Origin of the sequence: Pseudonocardia sp. EV170527-09, assembly GCF_008369905.1 — a bacterium.
Classification (GTDB): Bacteria; Actinomycetota; Actinomycetes; order Mycobacteriales; family Pseudonocardiaceae; genus Pseudonocardia.
This window is the reverse complement of record NZ_VRMC01000091.1, coordinates 1-22,468: the sequence shown is the minus strand read 5'-3', so window position 1 is coordinate 22,468 and position 22,468 is coordinate 1. Positions and strand designations below refer to the sequence as shown.

At 75.2% G+C, this 22,468-nt stretch carries 13 protein-coding genes; 7 read left to right on the top strand and 6 right to left on the bottom strand.

Features of this window, described 5'->3' with window-relative positions:
- Positions 1-1,067 precede the first annotated feature (1,067 nt).
- The 6 genes from FVA95_RS22945 (at position 1,068) to FVA95_RS22920 (ending at position 13,782) form a co-directional block, all read left to right on the top strand.
- A complete protein-coding gene (locus tag FVA95_RS22945) occupies positions 1,068-1,631 on the top strand; it encodes a single-stranded DNA-binding protein (protein ID WP_161992397.1) in 564 nt (187 codons plus the stop codon).
- Between the two features lie 24 nt (positions 1,632-1,655).
- On the top strand, positions 1,656-3,332 hold the full coding sequence (gene ettA / locus FVA95_RS22940; protein ID WP_075307698.1) for an energy-dependent translational throttle protein EttA: 1,677 nt from the start codon (positions 1,656-1,658) through the stop codon (positions 3,330-3,332).
- Between the two features lie 104 nt (positions 3,333-3,436).
- A complete protein-coding gene (locus tag FVA95_RS22935; RefSeq protein WP_149666001.1) occupies positions 3,437-7,747 on the top strand; it encodes a hypothetical protein in 4,311 nt (1,436 codons plus the stop codon).
- Positions 7,748-7,865: 118 nt separating this feature from the next.
- Positions 7,866-12,707, top strand: coding sequence for an NAD-glutamate dehydrogenase (locus FVA95_RS22930; RefSeq protein ID WP_370460879.1), 4,842 nt, complete (start codon positions 7,866-7,868; stop codon positions 12,705-12,707).
- Between the two features lie 8 nt (positions 12,708-12,715).
- Complete coding sequence (locus FVA95_RS22925; protein WP_020628053.1) at positions 12,716-13,141, top strand: thioesterase family protein; 426 nt, start codon at positions 12,716-12,718, stop codon at positions 13,139-13,141.
- Entirely contained in the window at positions 13,138-13,782 is a 645-nt protein-coding gene (locus FVA95_RS22920) for a hypothetical protein (RefSeq protein WP_149665999.1), read from the top strand. Before FVA95_RS22925 ends, FVA95_RS22920 begins: the two co-directional genes overlap by 4 nt.
- A gap of 24 nt (positions 13,783-13,806) precedes the next feature.
- Here the strand turns inward: FVA95_RS22920 and FVA95_RS22915 are convergent, their stop codons facing one another.
- From FVA95_RS22915 to FVA95_RS22895, 5 genes are all read right to left on the bottom strand, one after another.
- Positions 13,807-17,199, bottom strand: coding sequence for a hypothetical protein (locus FVA95_RS22915; RefSeq protein WP_149665998.1), 3,393 nt, complete (start codon positions 17,197-17,199; stop codon positions 13,807-13,809).
- Positions 17,196-18,548 (bottom strand): hypothetical protein, encoded by a 1,353-nt coding sequence (locus tag FVA95_RS22910; RefSeq protein ID WP_149665997.1) that lies wholly within the window; start codon positions 18,546-18,548, stop codon positions 17,196-17,198. The genes FVA95_RS22915 and FVA95_RS22910 overlap by 4 nt, the downstream gene beginning before the upstream one ends.
- Positions 18,549-18,734: 186 nt before the next feature.
- A complete protein-coding gene (locus tag FVA95_RS22905; RefSeq protein ID WP_149665996.1) occupies positions 18,735-19,118 on the bottom strand; it encodes a globin in 384 nt (127 codons plus the stop codon).
- Positions 19,119-19,141: 23 nt separating this feature from the next.
- Positions 19,142-20,122 (bottom strand): mechanosensitive ion channel family protein, encoded by a 981-nt coding sequence (locus FVA95_RS22900; RefSeq protein ID WP_149666003.1) that lies wholly within the window; start codon positions 20,120-20,122, stop codon positions 19,142-19,144.
- A gap of 98 nt (positions 20,123-20,220) precedes the next feature.
- Positions 20,221-20,874 carry a pyridoxamine 5'-phosphate oxidase family protein gene (locus FVA95_RS22895; protein WP_149665995.1) on the bottom strand — a complete coding sequence of 218 codons (654 nt, stop codon included), beginning with the start codon at positions 20,872-20,874 and terminating at the stop codon, positions 20,221-20,223.
- 68 nt (positions 20,875-20,942) lie between these two features.
- Between FVA95_RS22895 and FVA95_RS22890 the strand changes: the two genes are divergently transcribed.
- Entirely contained in the window at positions 20,943-22,280 is a 1,338-nt protein-coding gene (locus tag FVA95_RS22890) for a PLP-dependent aminotransferase family protein (protein ID WP_149665994.1), read from the top strand.
- A gap of 18 nt (positions 22,281-22,298) precedes the next feature.
- Here FVA95_RS22890 and FVA95_RS22885 read toward each other — a convergent pair.
- On the bottom strand, positions 22,299-22,468 hold a 170-nt coding region (locus FVA95_RS22885; protein ID WP_149662779.1), incomplete at its 5' end, for an integrase core domain-containing protein.

The window sequence follows — 22,468 nt, the reverse complement described above, 5'->3', positions numbered from 1 at the left end:
CGCACAGGTTTCTGTGACCTCGTATCCTCTGCAGGGTCTGCGAGGTCGTAGGACGGTGTGCGAGGTCGAACGCACCCGGACCGGGACGACAGGCGCGGCGGGGCGGGGCGGGAGTGGGCGGGGACTCGGCCCGGGAGCCTGGGCCACGGTGACCCCCGGCCCACCGACCACGCCGGGCCACCGACAACGATGCTCCACCGACAACGATGCTCCATCGAGGGCGCTGCTCCACCGACCACGCTGCTCCACCCCGACTCTGCACCGTCGGCCGTGCTGTGACTCCGCACCGCCAACGAGAGAACACACCAGGGCCGACAGAGCACACACGGGCGGAGTCTCGGTCGTGAGGCCACCCCCAGCCGGCGGAGAACAACCGCCGGCGGCAACACCAGCCACCACAGCCCTCAGAGATCGGCACCCACGGCGTCGTCGACACACGAGAAACCGTCGGCCAGGCCCCGCACGCTTTCCAGGCCATGTGTGGTTGCGGCACGGTGCTCCGGCGATCAGCGTGGGCGCAGTAGATCCTGCTGTGCTGCCGGCCTTGCCCGTGCGCCGGTGACCGATCCCTTCTGGTTGCCCGGCTCCATCGCCAGGGCCACCATGAGGGCCGGTCGTAGCGCAGCTCCGTGACGTACCCCGTCAGCGCGATACCAGGGGATCGCACCAGGTACTCCGCTGATCCCGGCATCTCAGTTCTGTGCGAACAGAGGCTCTCGTCCGGCGCGACCGGACCATGAGGGTGGTGGACGCGCGTCGGTGCCGCTCCGGTGGAGAGGAGGGTCCTGCGTGCACCCGGGCCCATCGGAGATCCACGACGTGAGGATTCCCTGCGGCCGTCGTCGTCGCTGCTCACGGGAGTGTCGGCCACCACGCTGGACGTGTCGGGGTAGGCGAGAGGCCAGGGCCGGCACGCTGGTCCGACAGTTTCCGTGACTCCTCCCGGCCGGTGGGGCCACTCATCCCCAATGGGCGGAGTTGTCCACAGACAGCGAAGCGACCCCGTCGACGGGGCGTGGGCGGGTCAAGCTCATGGGACAACGCACCCGAGAGCTCCGGAGGATCCGATGAGCGACAACACCGCCACCATCGTCGGCAACCTGACCCGCACCCCCGTCCTGCGCTACACCGCGAACAACATCCCGGTCACGGACCTGATGGTCGCGGTGAACCACCGACGCAAGGACCCGATGACGGAGCAGTGGCGCGACGTCACCTGCACCTACTACGACGTCACCTGCACCTACTACACGGTGACGTGCTGGCGGACCCTGGCCGAGCACGCGGTACGGACCTTCGAGAAGGGGCACCGCGTCATCGTCATCGGCAGGATGTACGTCGAGGAGTGGACCGGCCGGGAGGGCGACGTGCGGCAGAGCATCCGGATCGAGCCGTCGAGCGTCGGGCTCGACATCCGCTTCTCCCCGGCGGCCGTCGCGCCACGTCCGTCGGTGCAGGCAGGTCCGTCGGTTCCGTCGGTCCGCGACACCGATGACGCCGTCACCCGGTGGGGAGTCCCGCCGACCGAGGCGCCGGACCACGACGGGTACGACGACGTGCTGGACGAGGCAGAGAGTGCGGAGGTCGACGAGCTCGCGCGGCTGACGACCGCACCGGCCTCGAGCGGCTGAGCCGGCCCGATCTACCATCGCATCGTGGCGGATCTGATTTACACGATGCGGAACGTGCGTAAGGCGCACGGCGACAAGGTCATCCTGGAGAACGCGTCGATCAGCTTCCTGCCGGGGGCGAAGATCGGTGTCGTGGGCCCCAACGGGGCCGGGAAGTCGACCGTCCTCAAGATCATGGCAGGGCTCGAGAACCCGAACAACGGCGACGCCTTCCTCAAGCCCGGTGCGACGGTCGGCATCCTCCAGCAGGAGCCCCCGCTCAACGAGGAGAAGACCGTCCTCGGGAACGTCGAGGAGGGCCTCGGCGACGTGAAGGTCAAGCTCGACCGGTACAACGCGATCGCCGAGGAGATGGCGACCAACTACACCGACGAGCTGATGGAGGAGATGGGCCAGCTCCAGGAGGAGCTCGACCACGCCGACGCGTGGGAGATCGACTCCCAGCTCGAGCAGGCGATGGACGCGCTGCGTTGCCCGCCCGGGGACGCCCAGGTCACCCACCTCTCCGGTGGTGAGCGCCGACGCGTCGCGCTGTGCAAGCTGCTGCTGTCCCAGCCCGATCTTCTCCTGCTCGACGAGCCCACCAACCACCTCGACGCCGAGAGCGTCCTGTGGCTCGAGCAGTTCCTCGCGAGCTACCCGGGTGCCGTCCTCGCGGTCACCCACGACCGGTACTTCCTGGACAACGTCGCGGGCTGGATCCTCGAGCTCGACCGGGGACGCACCTTCCCCTACGAGGGCAACTACTCCACCTACCTGGAGAAGAAGGCCGAGCGCCTCGCCGTCCAGGGCAAGAAGGACGCCAAGCTGCAGAAGCGGCTGAAGGAGGAGCTGGCCTGGGTCCGCTCCAACCCGAAGGCCCGTCAGGCGAAGAGCCGCTCGCGGCTCGACCGCTACGAGGAGATGGCGACCGAGGCCGAGCGGCACAAGAAGCTCGACTTCGAGGAGATCCAGATCCCGCCGGGCCCGCGTCTGGGTAGCCAGGTCGTCGAGGCCTCGCACCTCGACAAGGGCTTCGACGGCCGCCAGCTGATCAAGGACCTCTCCTTCACGCTGCCGCGCAACGGCATCGTCGGTGTGATCGGTCCGAACGGTGTCGGCAAGACGACGCTGTTCAAGACGATCGTCGGGCTGGAGCACCCGGACTCCGGCGAGGTCAAGATCGGTGACACGGTCAAGCTGTCCTACGTCGACCAGAACCGCGGCGGCATCGACCCGAAGAAGACCGTCTTCGAGGTCGTCTCCGACGGACTCGACTACATCCAGGTCGGCAACACCGAGATGCCGTCGCGCGCCTACGTCGCTGCGTTCGGGTTCAAGGGTCCGGACCAGCAGAAGCCGGCCGGGGTCCTGTCCGGTGGTGAGCGCAACCGGCTCAACCTGGCGCTGACGCTCAAGCAGGGCGGCAACCTGATCCTGCTCGACGAGCCGACGAACGACCTCGACGTCGAGACCCTCGGTTCGCTGGAGAACGCGCTCGAGCAGTTCCCCGGCTGCGCCGTGGTCATCTCCCACGACCGCTGGTTCCTCGACCGGACCTGCACGCACATCCTGGCGTGGGAGGGCACCGACGAGAACCCGGCCGCGTGGTTCTGGTTCGAGGGCAACTTCGAGGCCTACGAGAAGAACAAGGTGGAGCGGCTCGGCGCGGAGGCGGCGCGACCGCACCGGGTCACCCACCGTAAGCTCACCCGCGACTGATCACCGTCCGGTCCGGACCTCGCCATCCGGTCGGTCCGGTCCCCGGAGACGGGGGACCGGCTCGCCGGGAGGTCCGGACGGTGGTGTCACTCACGGGAGGCGATGTGACGTCCGACCTGGGAGGTCGGGCCGCCGGCGCGACGACGGCCGAGCTGCGCACAGCGGCGGCCCTGCGCTGGCAGCGGCCGCTGCTCACCGCGGAGCTGGCCGAGCAGGCGTGCGGGCGAGCCGTCGCAGACGGTGACGATCTGCGCTGGCTGCAGGCTGCGGGCTGGCTGCTCGACGGCCACGCCGCCGGTGGGGACGCCCGTGACGTCGCCACCGCCGTCGTCGCCGGGGTGACCGGTCACGTCACCGCGGGTGACACCACGGTCCCGGTCCCCCTCCGCGCGCCCGGTACCGAGGTGCTCACCCGCCCCGAGGGCGCTCGTCTGCGGGTGGAGCTGGCGGGGGTCGCTCAGGCCGACGGTGAGCTCGAGGCGGCCCGGGCGCTCGTCGTCGGACTGCCGGACGACGCACCGGGGGAGGACCCGGGGCTGCTGCGCCTCGACCGGCTCGCGGTCGAGGTGCGCTGCGCACTGGCCGGGGCCTCCGCCGCCGAACTCGAGCGGCTGCGCAGCGACGTCGACTCCTGCGGGTCCGGCTTCGGTGGTGAGCCCGCGGCGTACGCGGACCTCGTCGTCGGATCGGTCCACCGGGCGCGGCGCGAACACGACGCCGCCGTCGACCGCGCGCTGCGCGGCCTGGCCCAGCTCGGCTGGACGCCGGAACGGCCCGGGGCCCGCCCCCTGTCGACCCACCTCGCCGCGGCGCTGCTGAGCCAATGGATCACTGCCCTGCTCGACTCCGGGCACGTTCCGGCCGATGCGGTCGCCGCGGCCGCCGCGCAGCGCGACGCCGCGGACGCCGGTCGTCAGGGCGTCCTGCTGCGGCTCACGCTCGCCCGGGTGCAGGCGGGCCGCGCGGACCACGCCGCCCGCGCCCTGGTGGAGGCCGCCGACGGCGCCGAACAGGCGGGCGTCCCCGCGCTGGTCGCGGCCTGCCGCACCGCCCAGTCCGAGCTGCACGAGGGCTCGGGCCGGTACCGCGATGCCCTCGAGGCGATGCGGGCCGCGATGGAGGCCGACCAGATCGATCGCGACCGCGGCACGCGCTTCCGCGCCGCGATGGCGGCGTTGCTGCCGCTCGCGGACGTCCTCACCACCACCGCCGAGCGGCCCACCCCGTTCCCGCGTACGGGCGGAGCGCCGGCCGCGTCCGCGGAGCGTCCGGCTGCCGCCGGAGGCACCGTCGCCGGTGCCCCGAGGGGTGGGCCCGGTGCCGGGGCCAGGGAGGACGCCGGTCGCGGTGCGTCGGAGCGCGGTCTCGCCGGGACCGGCTCCGGCAGGGCCGTGTCGCCGTCCGGAAGGGACGAGCGGGCCGGGGACGAGCGGCCCACCGGGACGCCGGTCGGGAACCGATCGGTCGGTGCGAAGGTCGGGACCGACCGACCCGCCGGAGCCGGACCCACCGAGTCCGACCACGGCCACCCTGCCGGCGATCGGCCCGGAGACGATCGCTCCATCGGTACGCCGAGCAGGGACGACCGTTCGGGCGGGGCCGGGGACGACCGGCCGGCCCGGCCCGGGAAGGACGGCGCCGCGGGACCCGGGGATGCGAATGGCCGTCCGGCGAACGATCTGCCCGGAGCCGGACACTTCCCGCTGCGCTGGGCGCCCTCGGCAAGCCTGCTCCTGGGCCCCGGCCCGGCGAACGGTCCCGGACCTGCCGATCCGTCACGCGACGACCGTGCCGTGGACCGGTCCGCCGGCGCGAACCGGAACGGTCGCGGTACCGGCAACGCCGGCGTCGCACCAGGCGCGTCGGCGGCGACCGGTGCGCCGGACACGACGATCCCCGCGGACGCGACGATCCCCGCGGACGCGACGATCCCCACGGACACGACGAGCCTCGCGGACACGACGGGCCCCGCGGACACGACGGGCCCCGCGGAGACGGCTGCTGTGCCGGACAGCACGGACCCCGCGGAGACGGGCGACACGCCGGACACCACCGGGCACCCGGGGACAGCCCGTCCGGACACGACGAGCACCACGGAGGCGACCGGACCCGACCCTGCGGGCCCTGCGGAGGCAGCCGGGGCAGCCGACCGTGGGGCCGACGGCACCACGAGCAGCGGCCGCGAACGACCCACGGGCATCGACCCTGCCGACCCGCTGGGCATCTCCGGTCTCCTCACGGACGGGCCGGTGTCGAGGGCACCTCGGGATCCCTCGTGGACCGGTCCGTCGTGGACACCCGACGCTGCAGGTGGCTCACCGCTCGCCGACGCCCTCCTGGCCGAGTGGCGTACCCCCGAGCCGCCTCCCGCCGTGCCCCGCAACGGGGCCCACGTCCCGGCCGAGTCCGGACGACGGAACGGAACACGACGCAACGGGGCCCACCGGTCCGGCGAGGACCACGGCGCGGATCCGGCGGACGAACCAGGCCGCACCGGCGACCACCGGGACGGATCTCCCGTTCCGGAGCCGACCGTCGTCGCCGATCGGGCGGCGCCCGAGCCGCCCCCCGCCGACGCCGGCACGCCCACCGGTCGGGCGAGCGGGCGCGACGGGACCCGTGCTCCGGAGACCGGCCGGGCTGCGACCCCGACCGCCCCTGCGACCCCGACCGGGCCACCGGGTCCGGCGGAGCGGTCGATCGTCCTCGACCTCGTCGACGGCGATCTCGAGACGGTCACCGGCACGGCGGCGGTGGGGGCCCTGCACGATGTGGTCGTCCGGACCCGCCGGCTCGTTCCCCCGTCGGGGACCACGCGTCGCGACGACGACACGGTGCGGGTCACCCTGCCCGACGTCGACCACGTCACCGTCCTGCTCTGGGCACGGTCGCTCGCGACGCACCTCGGCGCCCGCGTGCGCCGAGGCGGGCTGCCGGCGGGGACGTCCCTGCGGATGCAGGCCGTCGGCCCGCACGGTGTCGAGGGCGAGGAGATCGTCACCGAGCTGACCGGGCCGGACACACCGGCGCCCCTCCCCGAGGCCCCCCCGTTCCGGGACCGGGTCGACGGACACTCCGCCACGGCACAGAACGCCGAGGCTGACCGGTCGGACGGCGGCGGGTCGTCGGCCCCGGAGCCGGTCGCCGGGCCGGCACTGGCCACACCGCTGGACCTGACCGGCGGAGGCGCGGGCCGGGGTGGGCGTCGACGGGCCGGTGGCGACGCGGCGACGTCGTTGAGCGCCGTCGGTCTCACCGTCCGGCCCGGGAGCGGCGGGCGGCGGCGCTCCGACGGACCCGTCGGGGTCCCGACGACGCCCGACCGGACCGTCCGGGACCTGGCCGGCCCCGGCCCCGGTGGTCCGGATCGTGCCTCCGGGAGCGCCGGGGAGCCGCGCCCCATCACCGGGGACGAGGCCGTCCGGGCCCCGTCCGGCCGCGGCGCGGCGGGCACGGACTCCACCGACCCGGAGAGCACCACGACGTCACAGGTGTGGGGCGGTTCCGCCCCGGTGGACCGCACATCGGCACCGGACCCGCTGGACACCCGGTTCGCGCTGCCTCCGGAACCGGACCGGCGCCTCGCCGAGGCCGTGCGGGCGCACCTCGACCTCCCCGGGACGGACGGCGCCGCCTCCCGGCACGACGGCCCGGCCCGGGAACGTTCCGGACTGCCGGTGCGGTGGTCCGGGGTCGACGACGGGGCTGGGGAGTCCGCGCTGCCCCGTCGTCGTGGGCGGGACGCCACCGCGCCGCCCGACGACGGACACGACGGGACCGCAGGACTGTTCGACGGGGACGGGACCACCTCCGTCCGGGACGGTGGCCACCGGCACGACAGCGCTGCGCACAGTGCGTCCAGGAAGCCCGACGGGAGCGGCGCGGGGACCTGGACACTGCGTACCGCGACCGGACCGACCGTCGTGCGGGGCGCGCCGGCCGTCGTCGCTCCGGCGACCGACGAGGGCGCCGCCACGAGCGGACCGTCCCCCGCGAACGGAGCGTCCCCCGCGAACGGTCCGGACACCGCGAGCGGATCCACCACCGAGAACGGTCCGGCGACCGATCCACAGCACGCCGAGGCGGACACCCCCGCGACCTCGGACGATGCGCCATCCGCGACAGCCGAACACACGGGTGCGACGGAGCCGGGGACGATCGAGCGCCCGGGGACGACGGAGCGCTCGGGGAAGGCCGAGTACCCGGGTAAGGCCGAGTCCCCGGGGACGACCGAGCACTCGGGGACGACCGAGCGTCCGGAAACGACAGGACGCCTGGGGACGACGTCGTCACCGACGGACGAGACGCCGGGCACCCCGGCGACACCTTCTCCGTCCGAGCCCGCCGCGATCCCCGAGGACATGGGCCTCGCCGATCTCCTCGCCGGGGCCCTCGCGGCCTACCGCGAGATCTGACCGGACGCGGGGAACCGCTCGCCCGGTCGTCGCGGGCGCGGCCGTCGGCGGTCCGCCGGTGGCGTCGGTACCGCGGGATAGGGTGACTGCCGTCAGCACACGCACGGGGCCGGAGTGGATCGTGAGCAGCGGTACGACGGGGCAGACCGGGAACACCACGAGCACCGACGGGCCGGGCGGTGATCCCCGCCCCGGGAGCGGTGCCGCCGCGGACCTCGTCCGTCTCTACGCCCGGCACACGCCCGAGACCGACACGGCCGGCGGCACGGAGCTGCCCGGCCCGGCGACCGTCGTCGACACCCACCTCGGGCTCGGCGCGCACCGCGAACCCGGCCGGGCCGCCGTCCGGGTGACCACCGGCGGGGGCGACGCCGTGACGGTCGACATCGTCACCGACGACATGCCCTACATCGTCGAGTCGGTGCTCGCCGGGATCGGCCGGGCTGGCGGGACCGCGCGGCGCGTCGTGCACCCGATCCTGGTCGTGCACCGCGCCGCCGACGGCACGCTGACCGGCGTCGACACCGACGCCGACCCGACCGACCCCACCGAGGGGGCCTCGGTCGAGTCGTGGATGCACGTCGACGTCGTGTCCTCCGGGGATCTCGACCCGGACGCGCTGCACGCCGAGCTGGAGCGCACCCTCGCCGCGGTCCGGCAGGTCGTCGACGACACCGCCGCGATGACCCTGCGCGCCCGCGCACTCGCCGACGACCTCTCCGGTGCCGGTGCCGCCACGGCTGTCGAGGCCGACGAGGACGACGTGCACCCGGCCGAGGTCGCCGACCTGCTGCGCTGGCTCGTCGACGACCACTTCGTGTTCGTCGGCTACCGCCACTACTCCCGGCGCACCGACGGCGAGGGCGGCCCGGAAGGGCAGCTGCGGCCCGACACCGACACCGGCCTGGGGGTGCTGCGCCCCGGCGACGCCGGCGCGAACGTCTTCCTCCCCGAGGAGACCGGCGCCGCCGACCCCGCGGGCCTGCTGCTGTTCACCCGCGCCAGCGAGCGCAGCCGGGTCCTGCGCGCGGTGCACCCGTACTACGTGGGCGTCCGCACCCGGGACGCCGACGGGACCGTCACCGGCGAGCACCGCTTCCTCGGGATGCTGACCGTGCCGGCCCGGCACGAGTCCGTCCTGGACATCCCCGTCGTCGCCCGGCGCATCCGCGGCGCGATCCGGCGCGCGGGCTTCCCGGCCGACTCCTACTCCGGGCAGCAGATGCTCGAGGTGTTCTCCCAGCTGCCCCGCGCGGAGCTGTTCACCTCGTCGCAGGAACGCCTGCACGACACCGCGGTCGGTGTGCTGGAGGCGGGCGCCCGCCGCGCGGTGCGCCTGTTCGTGCACCCCGACCCGTACCGGCGCTTCCTGTCCTGCCTGGTCTACCTGCCGCGCGACCGCTACACGACCGCGACCCGGCTCAAGATCACCGACATCCTGCGCACCCGGCTCGGCGGCACCGACGTCAGCTACACCGCCCAGGTCGGCGACGCCGAGCTGGCGCTGCTGCACCTGACGATCACCACCGACCCCGGCGCCGAACCGCCCACGGTGGACCTGGCCGAGCTGCAGGACCACGTCGCCGAGGCGACCCGGACCTGGGACGACCTGCTCGTCGCCGCGCTCGGAGACGCCGGGCCCGCCGCCCGCCCGATGCTCGCCGGGGTCCCCGAGTCCTACAAGGCCACGGTGACCCCGCTGCGGGCCGTCGAGGACCTGCGCCGGCTGATGACGCTGGGGGAGAAGGGCGAGGACGCGTTCGACCTGCGTCTCTACCGCAGTGTCGAGGGCGACATCCGGTTCGCGCTCTACGTCGGCGACGACCCGGTCACCCTCACCGGTGTACTGCCGCTGCTGCAGCAGCTCGACGTCGAGGTCGTCGACGAACGGCCCTACGAGTTCCGCCGCCCCGACGGCCGTCGCTGCTGGCTCTACGACTTCGGGCTCCGGCCCCCGCAGCCCGCCGGTGCGCCCGCGGTCCCGACGGTCACCGTCGAGGACGCCGGTCGTCGTTTCGAGGAGGCGTTCGCCGCCGCCTGGCGGGGTGACGCCGAGTCCGACCGGTTCTCCGCGCTCGTCCTGCGGGCCGGTCTGCACTGGCGCGAGGCCGCCGTCCTGCGGGCCTACAGCCGCTACACCCGCCAGCTCGGCGGGCTGTTCACCCTCCAGTACACGGCCGGGGTCCTGGTCGCGCACCCGCAGGTCGCCCAGGGGCTGATCACCCTGTTCCGGGCCCGGTTCGACCCGGCCACCGCCGACCCCGACGAGCGACAGGCCGCCCACCAGCGGGCCCTGGAGAACGTCACCACCCTGATCGACGAGGTGTCCGGTCTCGACGCCGACCGCATCCTGCGGGGCCTGCTCGCCGTCATCGAGGCGACGCTGCGGACCAACTGGTTCCGGGGCCGCCCGTTCTTCTCCTTCAAGCTGGACCCGGCCGCCGTGCCGGACATGCCGCTGCCGCGTCCGCGGTTCGAGATCTTCGTGTACTCGCCCGCGGTGGAGGGTGTGCACCTGCGGTTCGGCCCGGTCGCCCGTGGCGGCCTGCGCTTCTCCGACCGCCAGCAGGACTACCGCACCGAGGTCCTGGGCCTGGTCAAGGCCCAGGCGGTGAAGAACGCCGTCATCGTGCCGGTCGGGGCCAAGGGCGGGTTCGTCGTGCGCCGGCCCGCACCGGCGCCCGAGCACGTCCGGGACTGCTACCGGACCTTCATCTCCGGGCTGCTCGACGTCACCGACAACCTGCTGACCCGCGCCGACGGCTCCACCGAGACGCTCCCGCCCACCGACGTCGTCCGCCACGACGGCGACGACTCCTACCTCGTCGTCGCCGCGGACAAGGGCACCGCCACGTTCTCCGACCTGGCCAACTCCGTCGCCGAGTCCTACGGCTTCTGGCTGGGCGACGCGTTCGCCTCCGGCGGCTCGGTCGGCTACGACCACAAGGCCATGGGCATCACCGCCCGCGGCGCGTGGGAGTCGGTCAAGCGGCACTTCCGTGAGCTGGGCGTCGACACCCAGCGCGAGGAGTTCACCGTCGTCGGCATCGGTGACATGTCCGGCGACGTGTTCGGCAACGGGATGCTGCTGTCCCCCCACATCCGGCTCGTCGCCGCGTTCGACCACCGGCACGTGTTCGTCGACCCGACGCCGGACGCCGCGACCTCCTACGCCGAGCGCCGCAGGCTCTTCGAGCTGCCCCGCAGCTCCTGGGCCGACTACGACACCTCCCTGATCAGCGCCGGCGGCGGGGTGTGGCCGCGGACCGCGAAGTCGGTGCCGGTCGGGCCGGCGATGCGCGCCGCGCTCGGGCTGGCCGACACGGTCACCGCGATGTCCCCGCCCGAGCTGATCCACGCGATCCTGCTCGCCCCCGCCGACCTGCTGTGGAACGGCGGGATCGGCACCTACGTCAAGGCGTCCGGCGAGACCGACGCCGAGGTGGGGGACAAGGCCAACGACGCCATCCGGGTGGACGGCCGAGACCTGCGGGTGCGGGTCGTCGGCGAGGGCGGCAACCTCGGGCTCACCCAGCGCGGGCGGATCGAGTTCGCCCGCCACGGCGGCCCGGACGGTCTCGGCGGCCGGATCAACACCGACGCCATCGACAACTCCGCGGGCGTCGACTGCTCCGACCACGAGGTCAACATCAAGATCCTGCTGGACCGCCCGGTCGCCGACGGCACCCTGGACCGCGACGCCCGCAACGAGCTGCTCGCGTCGATGACCGACGAGGTGGCCGACCTCGTGCTCGCCGACAACGTCGCGCAGAACGAGGTGCTCGGGGTCGCCAGGGCACACGCGCCCGGCATGGTCGCCGTGCACGCCCGCATGGTCACCGACCTCGCCGAGCGCACCGGGCTCGACCGCACCCTCGAGGTGCTGCCCGACGAGGCAGGGTTCGCCCGGCTCGCCGCCGCCGGCCTCGGCCTCACCGGTCCCGAGCTGTCGACGCTGCTGGCCCACACCAAGCTGGACCTGACCCACCGGCTGCTGCAGACCGACCTGCCCGACCTGCCCGCGTTCGCGCCCACGCTGCCCGCCTACTTCCCGCACCCGCTGCGGGAACGCTTCGGCCACGCCGTGCGCAACCACCCGCTGCGCCGGGAGATCATCGGCACCTCGCTGGTCAACGAGATGGTCGACGGGGCCGGGATCAGCTACGCGTTCCGCCTCGGCGAGGAGATCTCCGCCGGGCCGGACGACGTCGTGCGCGCCTGGACCGTCGCCACCCGGGTGTTCGAGCTGCCCGCGCTGTGGGACGCGGTCCGCCGGGCCGACGTCCCGGTCGCGGTCGCCGACGGTGTCGTCCTGCAGTCGCGACGACTGCTGGACCGGGTGTCGCGCTGGTTCCTGACCAACCGACCGCAGCCGCTGGCCGTCGGCGCCGAGATCAACCGGTTCGCCGGGCCGATCGCCGAGCTGCGGGCCCAGCTGCCCGAGCTGCTGCAGGGCCGCGAGCTCGACGCCGTGCAGGCCCGCGCCGCGGAGCTGCGTGACTGCGGTGTCCCCGCGGAGATGGTGGACCCGGCGGCGCTGTCGCTCTACGCCTACGGGCTGCTCGACGTCGTCGAGCTCGTCGAGCTGTCCGACCGGGAGGCCGAGCCGCGGCCCGGCGCCGAGGTCGCCCGGCTCTACTACGCGCTGTCCGAGCACCTCGGGGTCGACCAGGCGCTGACCGCGGTGTCCCGGCTCGACCGCGGTGACCGCTGGCACGCGCTGGCCCGGCTCGCGCTGCGCGACGACCTCTACGGCTCCCTGCGCTCGATCACCCTCGACGCGCTGCGCGAGACCCCGCCCGGCACCGACGTCGACGAGGCCATCGCCGCGTGGGAGCAGGCCAACGCCTCGAAGCTGTCGCGGGCGCGCAGCGCGCTGGAGGAGATCGGGGCGTCGGCGTCGCTGGACCTCGCGACGCTGTCGGTGATCTCGCGTCAGCTGCGCGGGCTGGCCAGGTAGGGGCGCTCGTGACCGCATTCGTCGCCGAGGTCCCGCTGCGCTGGACCGACCAGGACGCCTACCGGCACGTCAACCACGCCCGGATCGTCACGCTCATCGAGGAGGCCCGCGTCGCGCTGGCCTTCACCGCCGCCGGGCGGGAGGGGCTCGCCGGGTTCTCCTCCGGGCTGCTCGTCGCCGGGCTGCACGTGGACTACAAGCGGCAGCTGCCATGGCGGCCCGAGCCGCTGCGCTGCGCGATCACCGTGCGGGAGCTGCGGGCGGCGTCGTTCGTCCTCGACTACGCCCTGCACGACGGGCCCGGCGCGGACGACCCGGTCGCGGTCACCGCGTGGACCCGGATGGCCCTCTACGACCTCGGGGCGAACCGGGTCCGCCGGCTCACCGCCGACGAGCGGGACTTCCTGAAGCGTCATCTGGGAGACGTGTCGTGACCCTGCGGCTGGCGGACGCGACCGAGCGCGACGATCTCGGCGCGTTCACCGCCCGCGTCGCCCGGCTCGACCAGACCGCCGCCGTCCGGCTCACGGCGGGTGTCGGCCGGGTCACCGCGTGGGCCCGCACGCCGTTCGACGTGCTCGTGACCCGCTCCGTGGCGGGCGAGCTCGACCCGGCGGTGCCGGTCACCGCGCAGGCGTCGACGCTGCTGACGGCGCTGGCCGTCGACCGCTCCGCCGCGGTCGACCCCGGCCCGCCCGCGCCGTGGCTCGACGAGCTCCCGCCCGACGACGGCTGGTCCCGGGTCGACGACGTCCCCGCCGCGGAACTCGACGAGCTCGCCGACCGGGGGCTGGCACTGGCCCGGGAGCACGCGGGCCCGATGGGCCCGCCGGCGTCGCTGCTGGACCAGACGGTGCTGACGGTGTCCCCGCCGGATCAGGGCCGTCCGGTCACGGTGCCGATGCGGGTGCTGTTCGCGATGTCCGGGATGGGGTTCCTCGGCTCGGCACCGCAGGAGACCGACGGCCCCCGGGTACGGGTGTCCGCCTCCGGGTCGTGGATCCGGCTCGACGCCCGGTACGGGGCGGTGGTGAAGCGACGCGTGGTGTCGCTGCCGCTGTCGGTGGCGCCCTGAGCCGTTCCCGCCGCGGGGACCTGCTCAGGTCAGGTTCAGGACGCTGACCGCGCCGTCACCGGTGACCCAGCCGGTCCGGCCGTCGGGGGCGACGGCGACCCCGGTCGGGTTCGGGGCGACGTCGGTGGTGCCGGTGACCTGCCAGGTCCCGGCGTCGACGGTGACGAGACCCTGCCGGGTCGCGACGTAGAGGTGACGGCCGTCGGGGGCGAAGGCCATGCCGGTGGCGCCGCCGTCGACCTGCACGGTCGCGATCTCGCGCCCGTCGGAGGGGTCCAGGACCATCACGGTCCCGGACTCCGGCCCGCCGACCGCGACCATGGTCCGCGGCACGGACGCGGGGCTGACGGCCAGGGACTCCGCGCCGCCGCGCACCGGGAAGCTGCCGAGGACGGTGAGACTGTCCGGGTCGAGCACGGTGAGCTGGTCGGCGCCGCGGGTGGCGAGGTAGACGCGGTCGCCCGCGGCGTTCGTGGCGCCGGCGTACGGGTCGCGCGACACCGGCACCGTGCGGGTCACGGTGCCCGCGTTCGGGTCGAGCTCCTGCACGGTGCCGTCCGTGCGCGACGGCACGTAGAGGAACCGGCCGTCGGGGGAGACCGAGGCCGCACCGGGATCCCCGCCGACGGCCGCCGTGCCGACGACGGTCCGCCCCGGCACGTCGACGACGGCGATCTGCCCGCCGCCCGGCCCACCGGTGCTGACGTAGGCACGGGTGCCGTCCGGGGACGTCACCAGCCCCTGGGGCGCGGCCGGGAGCCCGATCTCACCCGTGACGGCGTCGGTCGCGGTGTCGACGACCGCGAGCCGGTTCGCGTCGCGGACCACGACGAGCGCCGTCGCGCCGTCCGGTGCGGCCGCGACGGCGACCGGGGCGCCGGCGACCTGCACGGTCGCCCGCACCGTCGGCTGCGCCAGGCTCGTCCCGGCCGCGGCCACCTCCGGCCGCGGTCCCGTCCCCGGGCCGGCCGAGACGGCCGGCCGGGTCGCGTTCGCACCCGGGGTGGACGTGCTGGGCGACAGCATCGCCCACAGGGTCAGTGCGCCGAGGAGCACGATCGCCAGCGCGATCGCGAGCCCGGCCGCGGACGGGCTGCGACGGCCGTTGCGCGGCTTCGCCGACATGATCGCCTCGTGGCGCGGGACGACCGGCTTGTCCCCGGTCGCCGCGGCGTGGGCGGCGGCCTCGGCGGCCGCGGGCTGGACCGCGGTGCTCTCACCGGTGTCCTCGATCGTGCCGTCGCGGCCGGACGCGGCGCGGGCGGCGGCCACCGAGACGGCCCCGACCGAGGCCGCGGCGGCGGCGTTGCGACTGGTCGTCGCGGCGTCCGGCTGGTCCGGGTCCGACGCACCGGCGGTGCCGTCCGCCGGTGCCGGAGCGTCCGGGTGTCCGGCGGCCGGGGCGAGGCCCCGCAGCGTCGGAGGCCCGTCGTCGGTGCCGACGGCCCGCAGGACCACGGTGGTCTCGGTATCGGACGCGGTGTCGGATGCGGGGTCCGGTCGCGCTGCGGTCCGACCGTCCGGTCCCGCGGGGCCGGGGCGGTCCGGGGCGGGCGCCCAGGAGCGGGCGCCGGGGTCGCGCGGGGCCGGGCGGGGACCACCGCCCGCGGGGAACGTGCCGGTGCCGGGGGCGCCGGGTCCGTTCTGCGGGTGGACGGCGGTACCGGGTCCGTCCGGGCGGCCGCCGGTCTCCGGGCCGCCGGGCCGGTCGGTCGGATACGGCCCCGGGCCCCGTCCATCCGGTCGGCCGACGGGGTGCGTGCCCGTGCCCTGTCCACCGGCGCGATCGGCCGGGGACATGCCGGCCCCCCGTCGCTCCGGCCGGCCGGCCGGGTACCCGCCGGTGCCCGGCCCGCCGGGCCGACCGTCGGGGTACCCGTTCGTCTCCGGCCCGCCGGGCCGCTCGTCCGGACCCGCGCCGAGGCCGGGGAACGCCCCGGTCCGGGTCGGTCCGGAGAACGCACCGGCTGCCGGGCCCGGGACGTCGCCCCGGTCAACGGAGCCGTCCCGGACGGAGCCGTCGCGAATGAAGCTGTCGCGGAGGGAGTCGTCCCGGGGGGAGTCGGCGAGGTCGACGTCGTCGGGGGAGAGGCGGTCCGCGTCGGGGGTGGCGGCCGCGCCGTCGGTGCGGGAGTCCCGCGGGTCGTCGGCGCGGCTCGGGAGCCGGCCGAAGCCACTGCCCGGGTCGCCGCCGACGGTGGCGAACAGGTCGTTGCCCGACAGACCGGCCATCGCCGGACCGGACGGGACACCACCCATCGCCGGACGAGGCGCCTGCTGTCGCTCCGGGCCCGCGGGGGCGGGGGGCCGCTGGCCGGGCATGGTCGGACGGCTCCCGGACGGCGGGATGGAGGGCCGCGCGGGCGGCTGCTCGGCCCGGCCGTCGGTGGAGTCCGTGTTCGGGTAGTGCCCGATCAGCGCGCCAGGGGGCAGGATGTCGGTCTCCGGGCCGTCGGCGCTGCCGCGCGCCGGGCGCGGCGGCCACCGCTTCGCGGTGTGCTGTTCCGCGGTGTCCCGGCCCCCGTCGTCGGACCCGGTGGCGCCGGGGCCCGTGGTGTCCCCGGCCGAGGGCGAAGGCGTCGGGTCCTGGTTCGGGATGGGGCCCGCGGCGGGGCGGGCGTCGTCACCGAGCGGCCGCGGGGTGGGCGCGATCGGGGGGACGACGGTCGGTGCGGGCTCGGTGACCGGCACACCGTCCGGCCCGGGGCCGGCGTCGGTGCGACGGCCGCCCTCCGCCGGGGTGGCGGCGGGGTCCGACCGGTTCCCGCCGAGCCCGGTGACGGGGCTCCCCGTCTCCGGTGCGGGCTCGGGATCCGACGGGGCGTCCGCCCGGGAGGAGTCCGACGGACCGGGCCGGGGATCCGGCGGAGCAGCGTCCACCGGACGGGGCCGGGGCGGCGTCGGAGCGCCGTCCGCCGCGGGCGTCGCCGGCCCGTCCGGTGAGTCCGGCGCGAACGACGGCGGCGGCGCGAAGCGGTCCGCCGGGGTGTGCAGGGGGTCGAGACCGTCGTCGCCGCGGTCGTCGGGCAGCGGGCCGACGCCCAACGGGTCGTCGCCGAGGTCGCCGAGATCGGCGTAGTCACCCGGATCCGACGGCGGTTCGGGGGCGGCGGGCCGCGGACCCGGGGACGGACGCGCCGAGGGCGCGGGACCGCCGTCGCGGGACACCAGTTCGGTGAAGCCCGTCGGGGTCGGCTCGCGCCGGGCGCCGTCGTCCTCGGACGTGGCCTCCCGCTCCGGTTCCTCCCCGGAACCCGACCGCATGACCAGATCGACCAGGGAGCCGGGGACCACCGGCACGCGGCCGGTCCGGATCGCCTCGCCGAGCCCGTCGGGGTTCGGATCGGGGCCCGGCGGGCCGTCGGCACGCCGGGGGGAGCGGTCGTCGGGGCCCGGGTGACCGGGCGCCGACGTCATGCGTTCTGCGGCGGTCGGGTGCACATAACGATTCGATTATCGCGAGCGTCGTCCCGGGCCCGGACCCCGGTCGCCCCCCGCCAGGTCCGGGTCGTCCCACCTGCGGCGTCCGTCCTGGTCCGGGGCTGGTCACGGCCCGTTCCGAGATCACCGAACGGGAGGACCCCGATCGAGGTGAGCGAGATCGGCGGGATGCGACCGACGGTGGTGCTGTCGGCGTCCTCCTCGGCCGGGCGGCGCCCGGGGCCGAGGAGCAGGGAACCTGTGACGGGCGCCTCGTCGTCGTCGGTGCCGTGGTCGGTGCCGTGGTCGGCGACCGACCCGGAGAGGGGGTCGACGGGGTCGATCGGCGATCGGGAGCCCAGCTCCGACACCGACGCGATCGGGTCCCCGTCCGGAGCAGCAGCCGGGGAGGAAGCGGGGGAGGACGACGAGAGCAGGGCCGGCGGGGAGAGTGGCGCCGGGCCGAACAGCGCGTCGTCGAGGGCGGCCGAGACCGGCTCACGGTCCAGCTCCTCGGCGAGGGTGCGCTGCACGCGGGTCAGCTCCTCGCGGACGTCGTCGCGCAGCGCGGCGAGCCGCTCGACCTCGCGCACGACCGCCGACCGCCGCTCCCCGACGCCCTGCTCGGCGTCACGCAGCAGCGCGGCGGCCTCGGCGCGCGCGGCGGAGAGCGTCTGCTCGGCGTCGGAACGGGCGTCGGCGAGGATGCGCTCGGCCTCGGTGTGGACGCCGGACAGCCGGTCGGACACGGTGCGCTCCCGCTCGGCGAGATCGCGCTCGCGGCGGTCGGCGTCGCGCTCGCGGTCGTCGAGGGAGCTGCTGCGGGAGGTGAACTCGCGGTCCAGGGTGGCGGCGCGGCCGAGCAGTGCCTCCTCGGTGCGGGAACGACGGTCCTCGGCCTCGCGGCGGGCGCGCTCCACGATCTCCGCGGCCTCGTCGGCCGCGCGCCCGCGCAGCTCGGCGGCCTCCTGCTCGGCGGCCTGCAGGACGCGCTCGACGCGCCGGCCGAACCCGGCCTCCTCGGCGCGCTCCTCGCCGGCCCGGGCGGCGGAGTCGTTCTCCAGCTGCTCCTGCAGCCGCCGGATCTGCGCGCGGGCCGCGGACAGCGACTGCTCGGCGGCGTCCGCGCGGCGGATCTCGTCGTGGATGCGGTGGTCGAGCTCGGCCAGCCGGGTGTCGACCTCACCGCGGTCGTAGCCGCGCAGCACGACGGTGAACCACGAGCCGTCCTCGCCGTCGAGGCGGTCGGGGTGGGCCCCGGCGTCACCGCCGCGGTGCGCGTGCCGCGACGTCCCGTTGACCGGCTCGTGCCGATGCGGACCGGACGGTGCGGGAGAGACGCTCACGATGAACCCCCAAGACGGGTGACTACGAGCCGCTCGACGTACCGGGGCGGCGATCCGTCCAACGAGCCCGGACGCGTTCGGTCACGTTCGGCGGTGAACCAGCCCGGAAAGCGTCCGAACATCACTCGAACGGCCGCAGGAAGAGCGGGTGAACGGTCACGCTGAGTGGTGATGACCCTACCGGGGTCAGAACTCGGAGTTCTGCATGCTCACCGCGGCGTACTGCAGGTAGTTCCACAGCTGGTCGTGGTGCTCCGGGGAGAGGTTCTCCTCGTCGACGGCGATCCGCATGCAGCGCAGCCAGGCGTCGCGCTCGATCGGGCCGATCTTGAACGGCACGTGCCGCATCCGGAGCCGGGGGTGTCCGCGCTGGTCGGAGTAGGTGCGTGGGCCGCCCCAGTACTGCTCCAGGAACAGCCGCAGGCGCTCCTCGGCCGGGCCGAGGTCCTCCTCCGGGTACAGCGGCCGCAACACCTCGTTCCGGGCGACCTCCTCGTAGAACCGGTGGACGATCCGGTGGAAGACCGGCGCGCCACCCACCTCGGCGTAGAAGTTCTGCGGTGCACTCACGCCGACCAGTCTCCCAGGATCCGTCAGTTCTGCTTCTGGGTCGGGCCGTCGAGGGCCGCGCCGGGGAACACCATCGGCCGGGGGATGCCGTGGTCGTCGAAGGCGTCGGTGATCGCGCCGTTGAGCGCGCGCTGCACCGCCCACTGCCGGCCCGGGCTGACCCGCACGGTGATCCGCAGCGTGACGCCCTCCGGGCCGATCTTGTCGACGCCGAGCACCTCGGGGACCTCCAGCACGTCACCGGCGATGTCGTCCTGGGCGGCGCGCTCGGTGGCGGTCCTCCCGGCCAGCTCGGTGGCCTCCTCGACGTCGGCGTGGTGCGCGATCGGCAGGTCGACCACCGCGACCGCGTAGCCCTGGCTCATGTTGCCCACGCGCAGGATCTCGCCGTTGCGGACGTACCAGACGGTGCCCTTGATGTCGCGGATCGTGGTGATCCGCAGGCCGACCGCCTCGACGGTGCCGACGGCCTCCCCGACGTCCACGACGTCGCCGACGCCGTACTGGTCCTCCAGCAGCATGAACATGCCGGACAGGAAGTCGCGCACCAGGTTCTGCGCACCGAAACCGATGGCGAGCCCGATCACCCCGGCGCCGGCCAGCAGCGGGCCCAGCGGGTAGCCGAGCTCGTTCATGACCATCATCACCGCGACGAGCAGCACCACCGCCGAGACGATCGACCGCAGCACCGAGCCGATCGTGCGTGCCCGCTGCGCCCGTCGCTGGGTGCCGGGGTCCGCGGGGGCTGCGGCCCCACGGCCGCCCGGCCGCAATCGGCGGGCCCGGCCGACCAGCGCGGTGAACCGGCCGTTGGTGGCGCCGTCGACCATCCGCCCGATCGCCCGGTGCGCCAGCCAGCGGAACAGCACCGCGACCACGACGATCACGGTGATCGCGACGGTCTTGCTGACCAGGGTGTCCGCGTGCTGGGCCAGGAAGTCGTTGCTGGTCCAGCGGTAGAGCGTGGCGCACCACGAGCCGGCGTCCTGGACGCAGTCGGGCATCAGCGACACGTCCTGCAGCGGAATGTCGGGCAGCACGACGGGGGTCACGAGTCCTCCTCGGGGGCGGTGAGGGCTGCGTCGGAGCCCCCGAGGCTACGTCACCCTCCGGTGTGACGGCGGTCGCGCACGTGGTCCGGGACCGGCCGGTGTCCCTGCAGGTCAGGCGCGGTTTCCGGAGGTCCTGCGACGGTTCGCAGCGGCACCACACCGGCCCAGGCGAGACCAGCGGCGACGTCGGCGTCGTCGTCCGACGGCGGCCCGGTGCGGCTCTTCACGCTCGCCTCGGCCAGGTCGAGGGCGAACACCGCGGTGGCGGCCAGCTCCCGGCGGTCCGGGCGGCGGGCGTGGTCCCAGGCGCCCGGGGCCAGGTGCTCGACGATCACCCGCAGTGCGTGCAGACGCTCGTCGTCACCGGTGACGCGGCGGGCGTCGCCGTGGACGACGGCGCTGCGGTAGTTCATCGAGAAGTGCATCAGCGCGCGGGCGTGCACGATGCCGTCGAGGTGGGTCACGGTCACGCAGCAGGGCAGCGTGTCCCCGGTCAGGTAGCGGGCCCCGGACGAGCCGTGCAGGTAGAGCGTGTCGCCGTCGCGGCCGTAGGCGGTCGGGAGGACGACGGGTGCGCCGTCGCGGACGAAACCGAGGTGGGCGACGAGGCCGTCGTCGAGGACCGCGTGCAGGTCGGCCCGGTCGACGGCGGCCCGGTCGCGCTTGCGGCCCAGCGTGCTGCGGGTGGTGGGGGAGAGCGTCACACCCCGAGCATGACCGGCAGCAGTGGCATCCTGGAACGGCCACTTCCGTCCCTGTACGAAAGGCCACTGTGCCGGATCTCCCGATCGTCCTCGACCGCGCCGGGGCGACCCCGCTGGCGGTCCAGCTCGCCGACGCCCTGCGCGCAGCGGCCGCCGGCGGTGCACTGCGGCCCGGGGACCGGCTCCCGTCGACCCGCGGGCTCGCGACGACGCTGCGGGTGTCCCGGACGGTCACCGCCGCCGCCTACGACCAGCTGCTCGCCGAGGGCTGGGTCACCGGCCGGGTCGGAGCGGGGACGTTCGTGACCGCGGTCCCCGGGCCCGCCCCCACGGGCCCGGCCGCGACCACCGGGCCCCGGCCGCGGGCCGAGCCGTCGGTGCTGGACCCGGGGCGGCCGTGCGTCGCGGCGCTGGACCCCGCGATGTGGCGCCGTGCCTGGCGGGCCGCCGCCGACCCACCCCCGGACGACCGCCCCCGCGCCGACGGGCTGACCCCGTTCCACGAGGCCATCGCCGGGCACCTGCTGCGCCACCGCGGTCTCACCCCGCCCGCGGACACCGTGCTGGCCACCGCCGGGACCTCCGCCGCCGTCGCGGAGCTGGCCCGGCTGCTGCCCCCGGGGGCGACCGTCGCCGTGGAGGAACCGGGGTGTCCGCGGGCGGTCAGCGCGCTGCGCGCCGCCGGGCTGCGGGTCGTCGCCGTGCCCGTGGACGACGACGGCCTGGTCGTCGACGCCGTCCCGGCCGGATGTGCGGCGGTCTACACCACCCCCGCGCACCAGTTCCCGACCGCGGTGCGGCTCTCCGCCGCCCGCCGGGTCGCCCTGGTCGAGCGGGCCCGCGCCGAGGACCTCCTGGTCATCGAGGACGACTACGACGGCGAGCTGCGCTACGACGTCGCCCCGCTGCCCCTGCTGGCCGCGCTCGCGCCCGGCCACGTCGTGCACCTGGGCACGGCGAGCAAGATCCTCAGCCCGACGCTCGGGGTCGGCTGGGCGGTCGCGCCACCCGCCGTCGTCGACGCCTGGCGGGACCTGCGCGCCCGGACCGGCACCCGGCCGTCGCCGGCGGGGCAGCTCGTCCTCACCGCGCTCGCCGTGCGCGGCGACCTGTCCCGGCACCTGCGACGGCTGCGCCGCGAGCTCCGCGAGCGACGGGCGCAGGTGCTGGACACGGCCCGCGCGGCGGGCTGGGCGGTCCACGGGGACCCGGCCGGGGCGCACCTGGTGCTCCGTCCGCCCGAGGGCGAGCGGGCCGCGATCGCGGCGGCCGCCGGGCGCGGCGTCGCCGTGCGCGGGCTGGCCGACTACCACCAGGGCACGCCCCGCACGTCAGGGCTGGTCGTCGGCTACGCGGCCGGGACACGGGCCGAGCTGACCGCCGCGCTGGCGGCGCTGGTGGGGTGAGCCGCCGCCCGGCTGTGTCTAGGTGTGATGTCCAGGGAGGTTGGTCAGCCTGGTGACTGGTGGCTGGCCGCCGATGGCGGAGTGAGCGCGGTGGTGATTGTAGAAGTGCAGCCAGCCGGGTAGGGCGTCGTTGCGTTGGCGGGTCGACTCATAGAGTCGGGCGTAGGCCCAGCCGTCGGCCAGGGTCC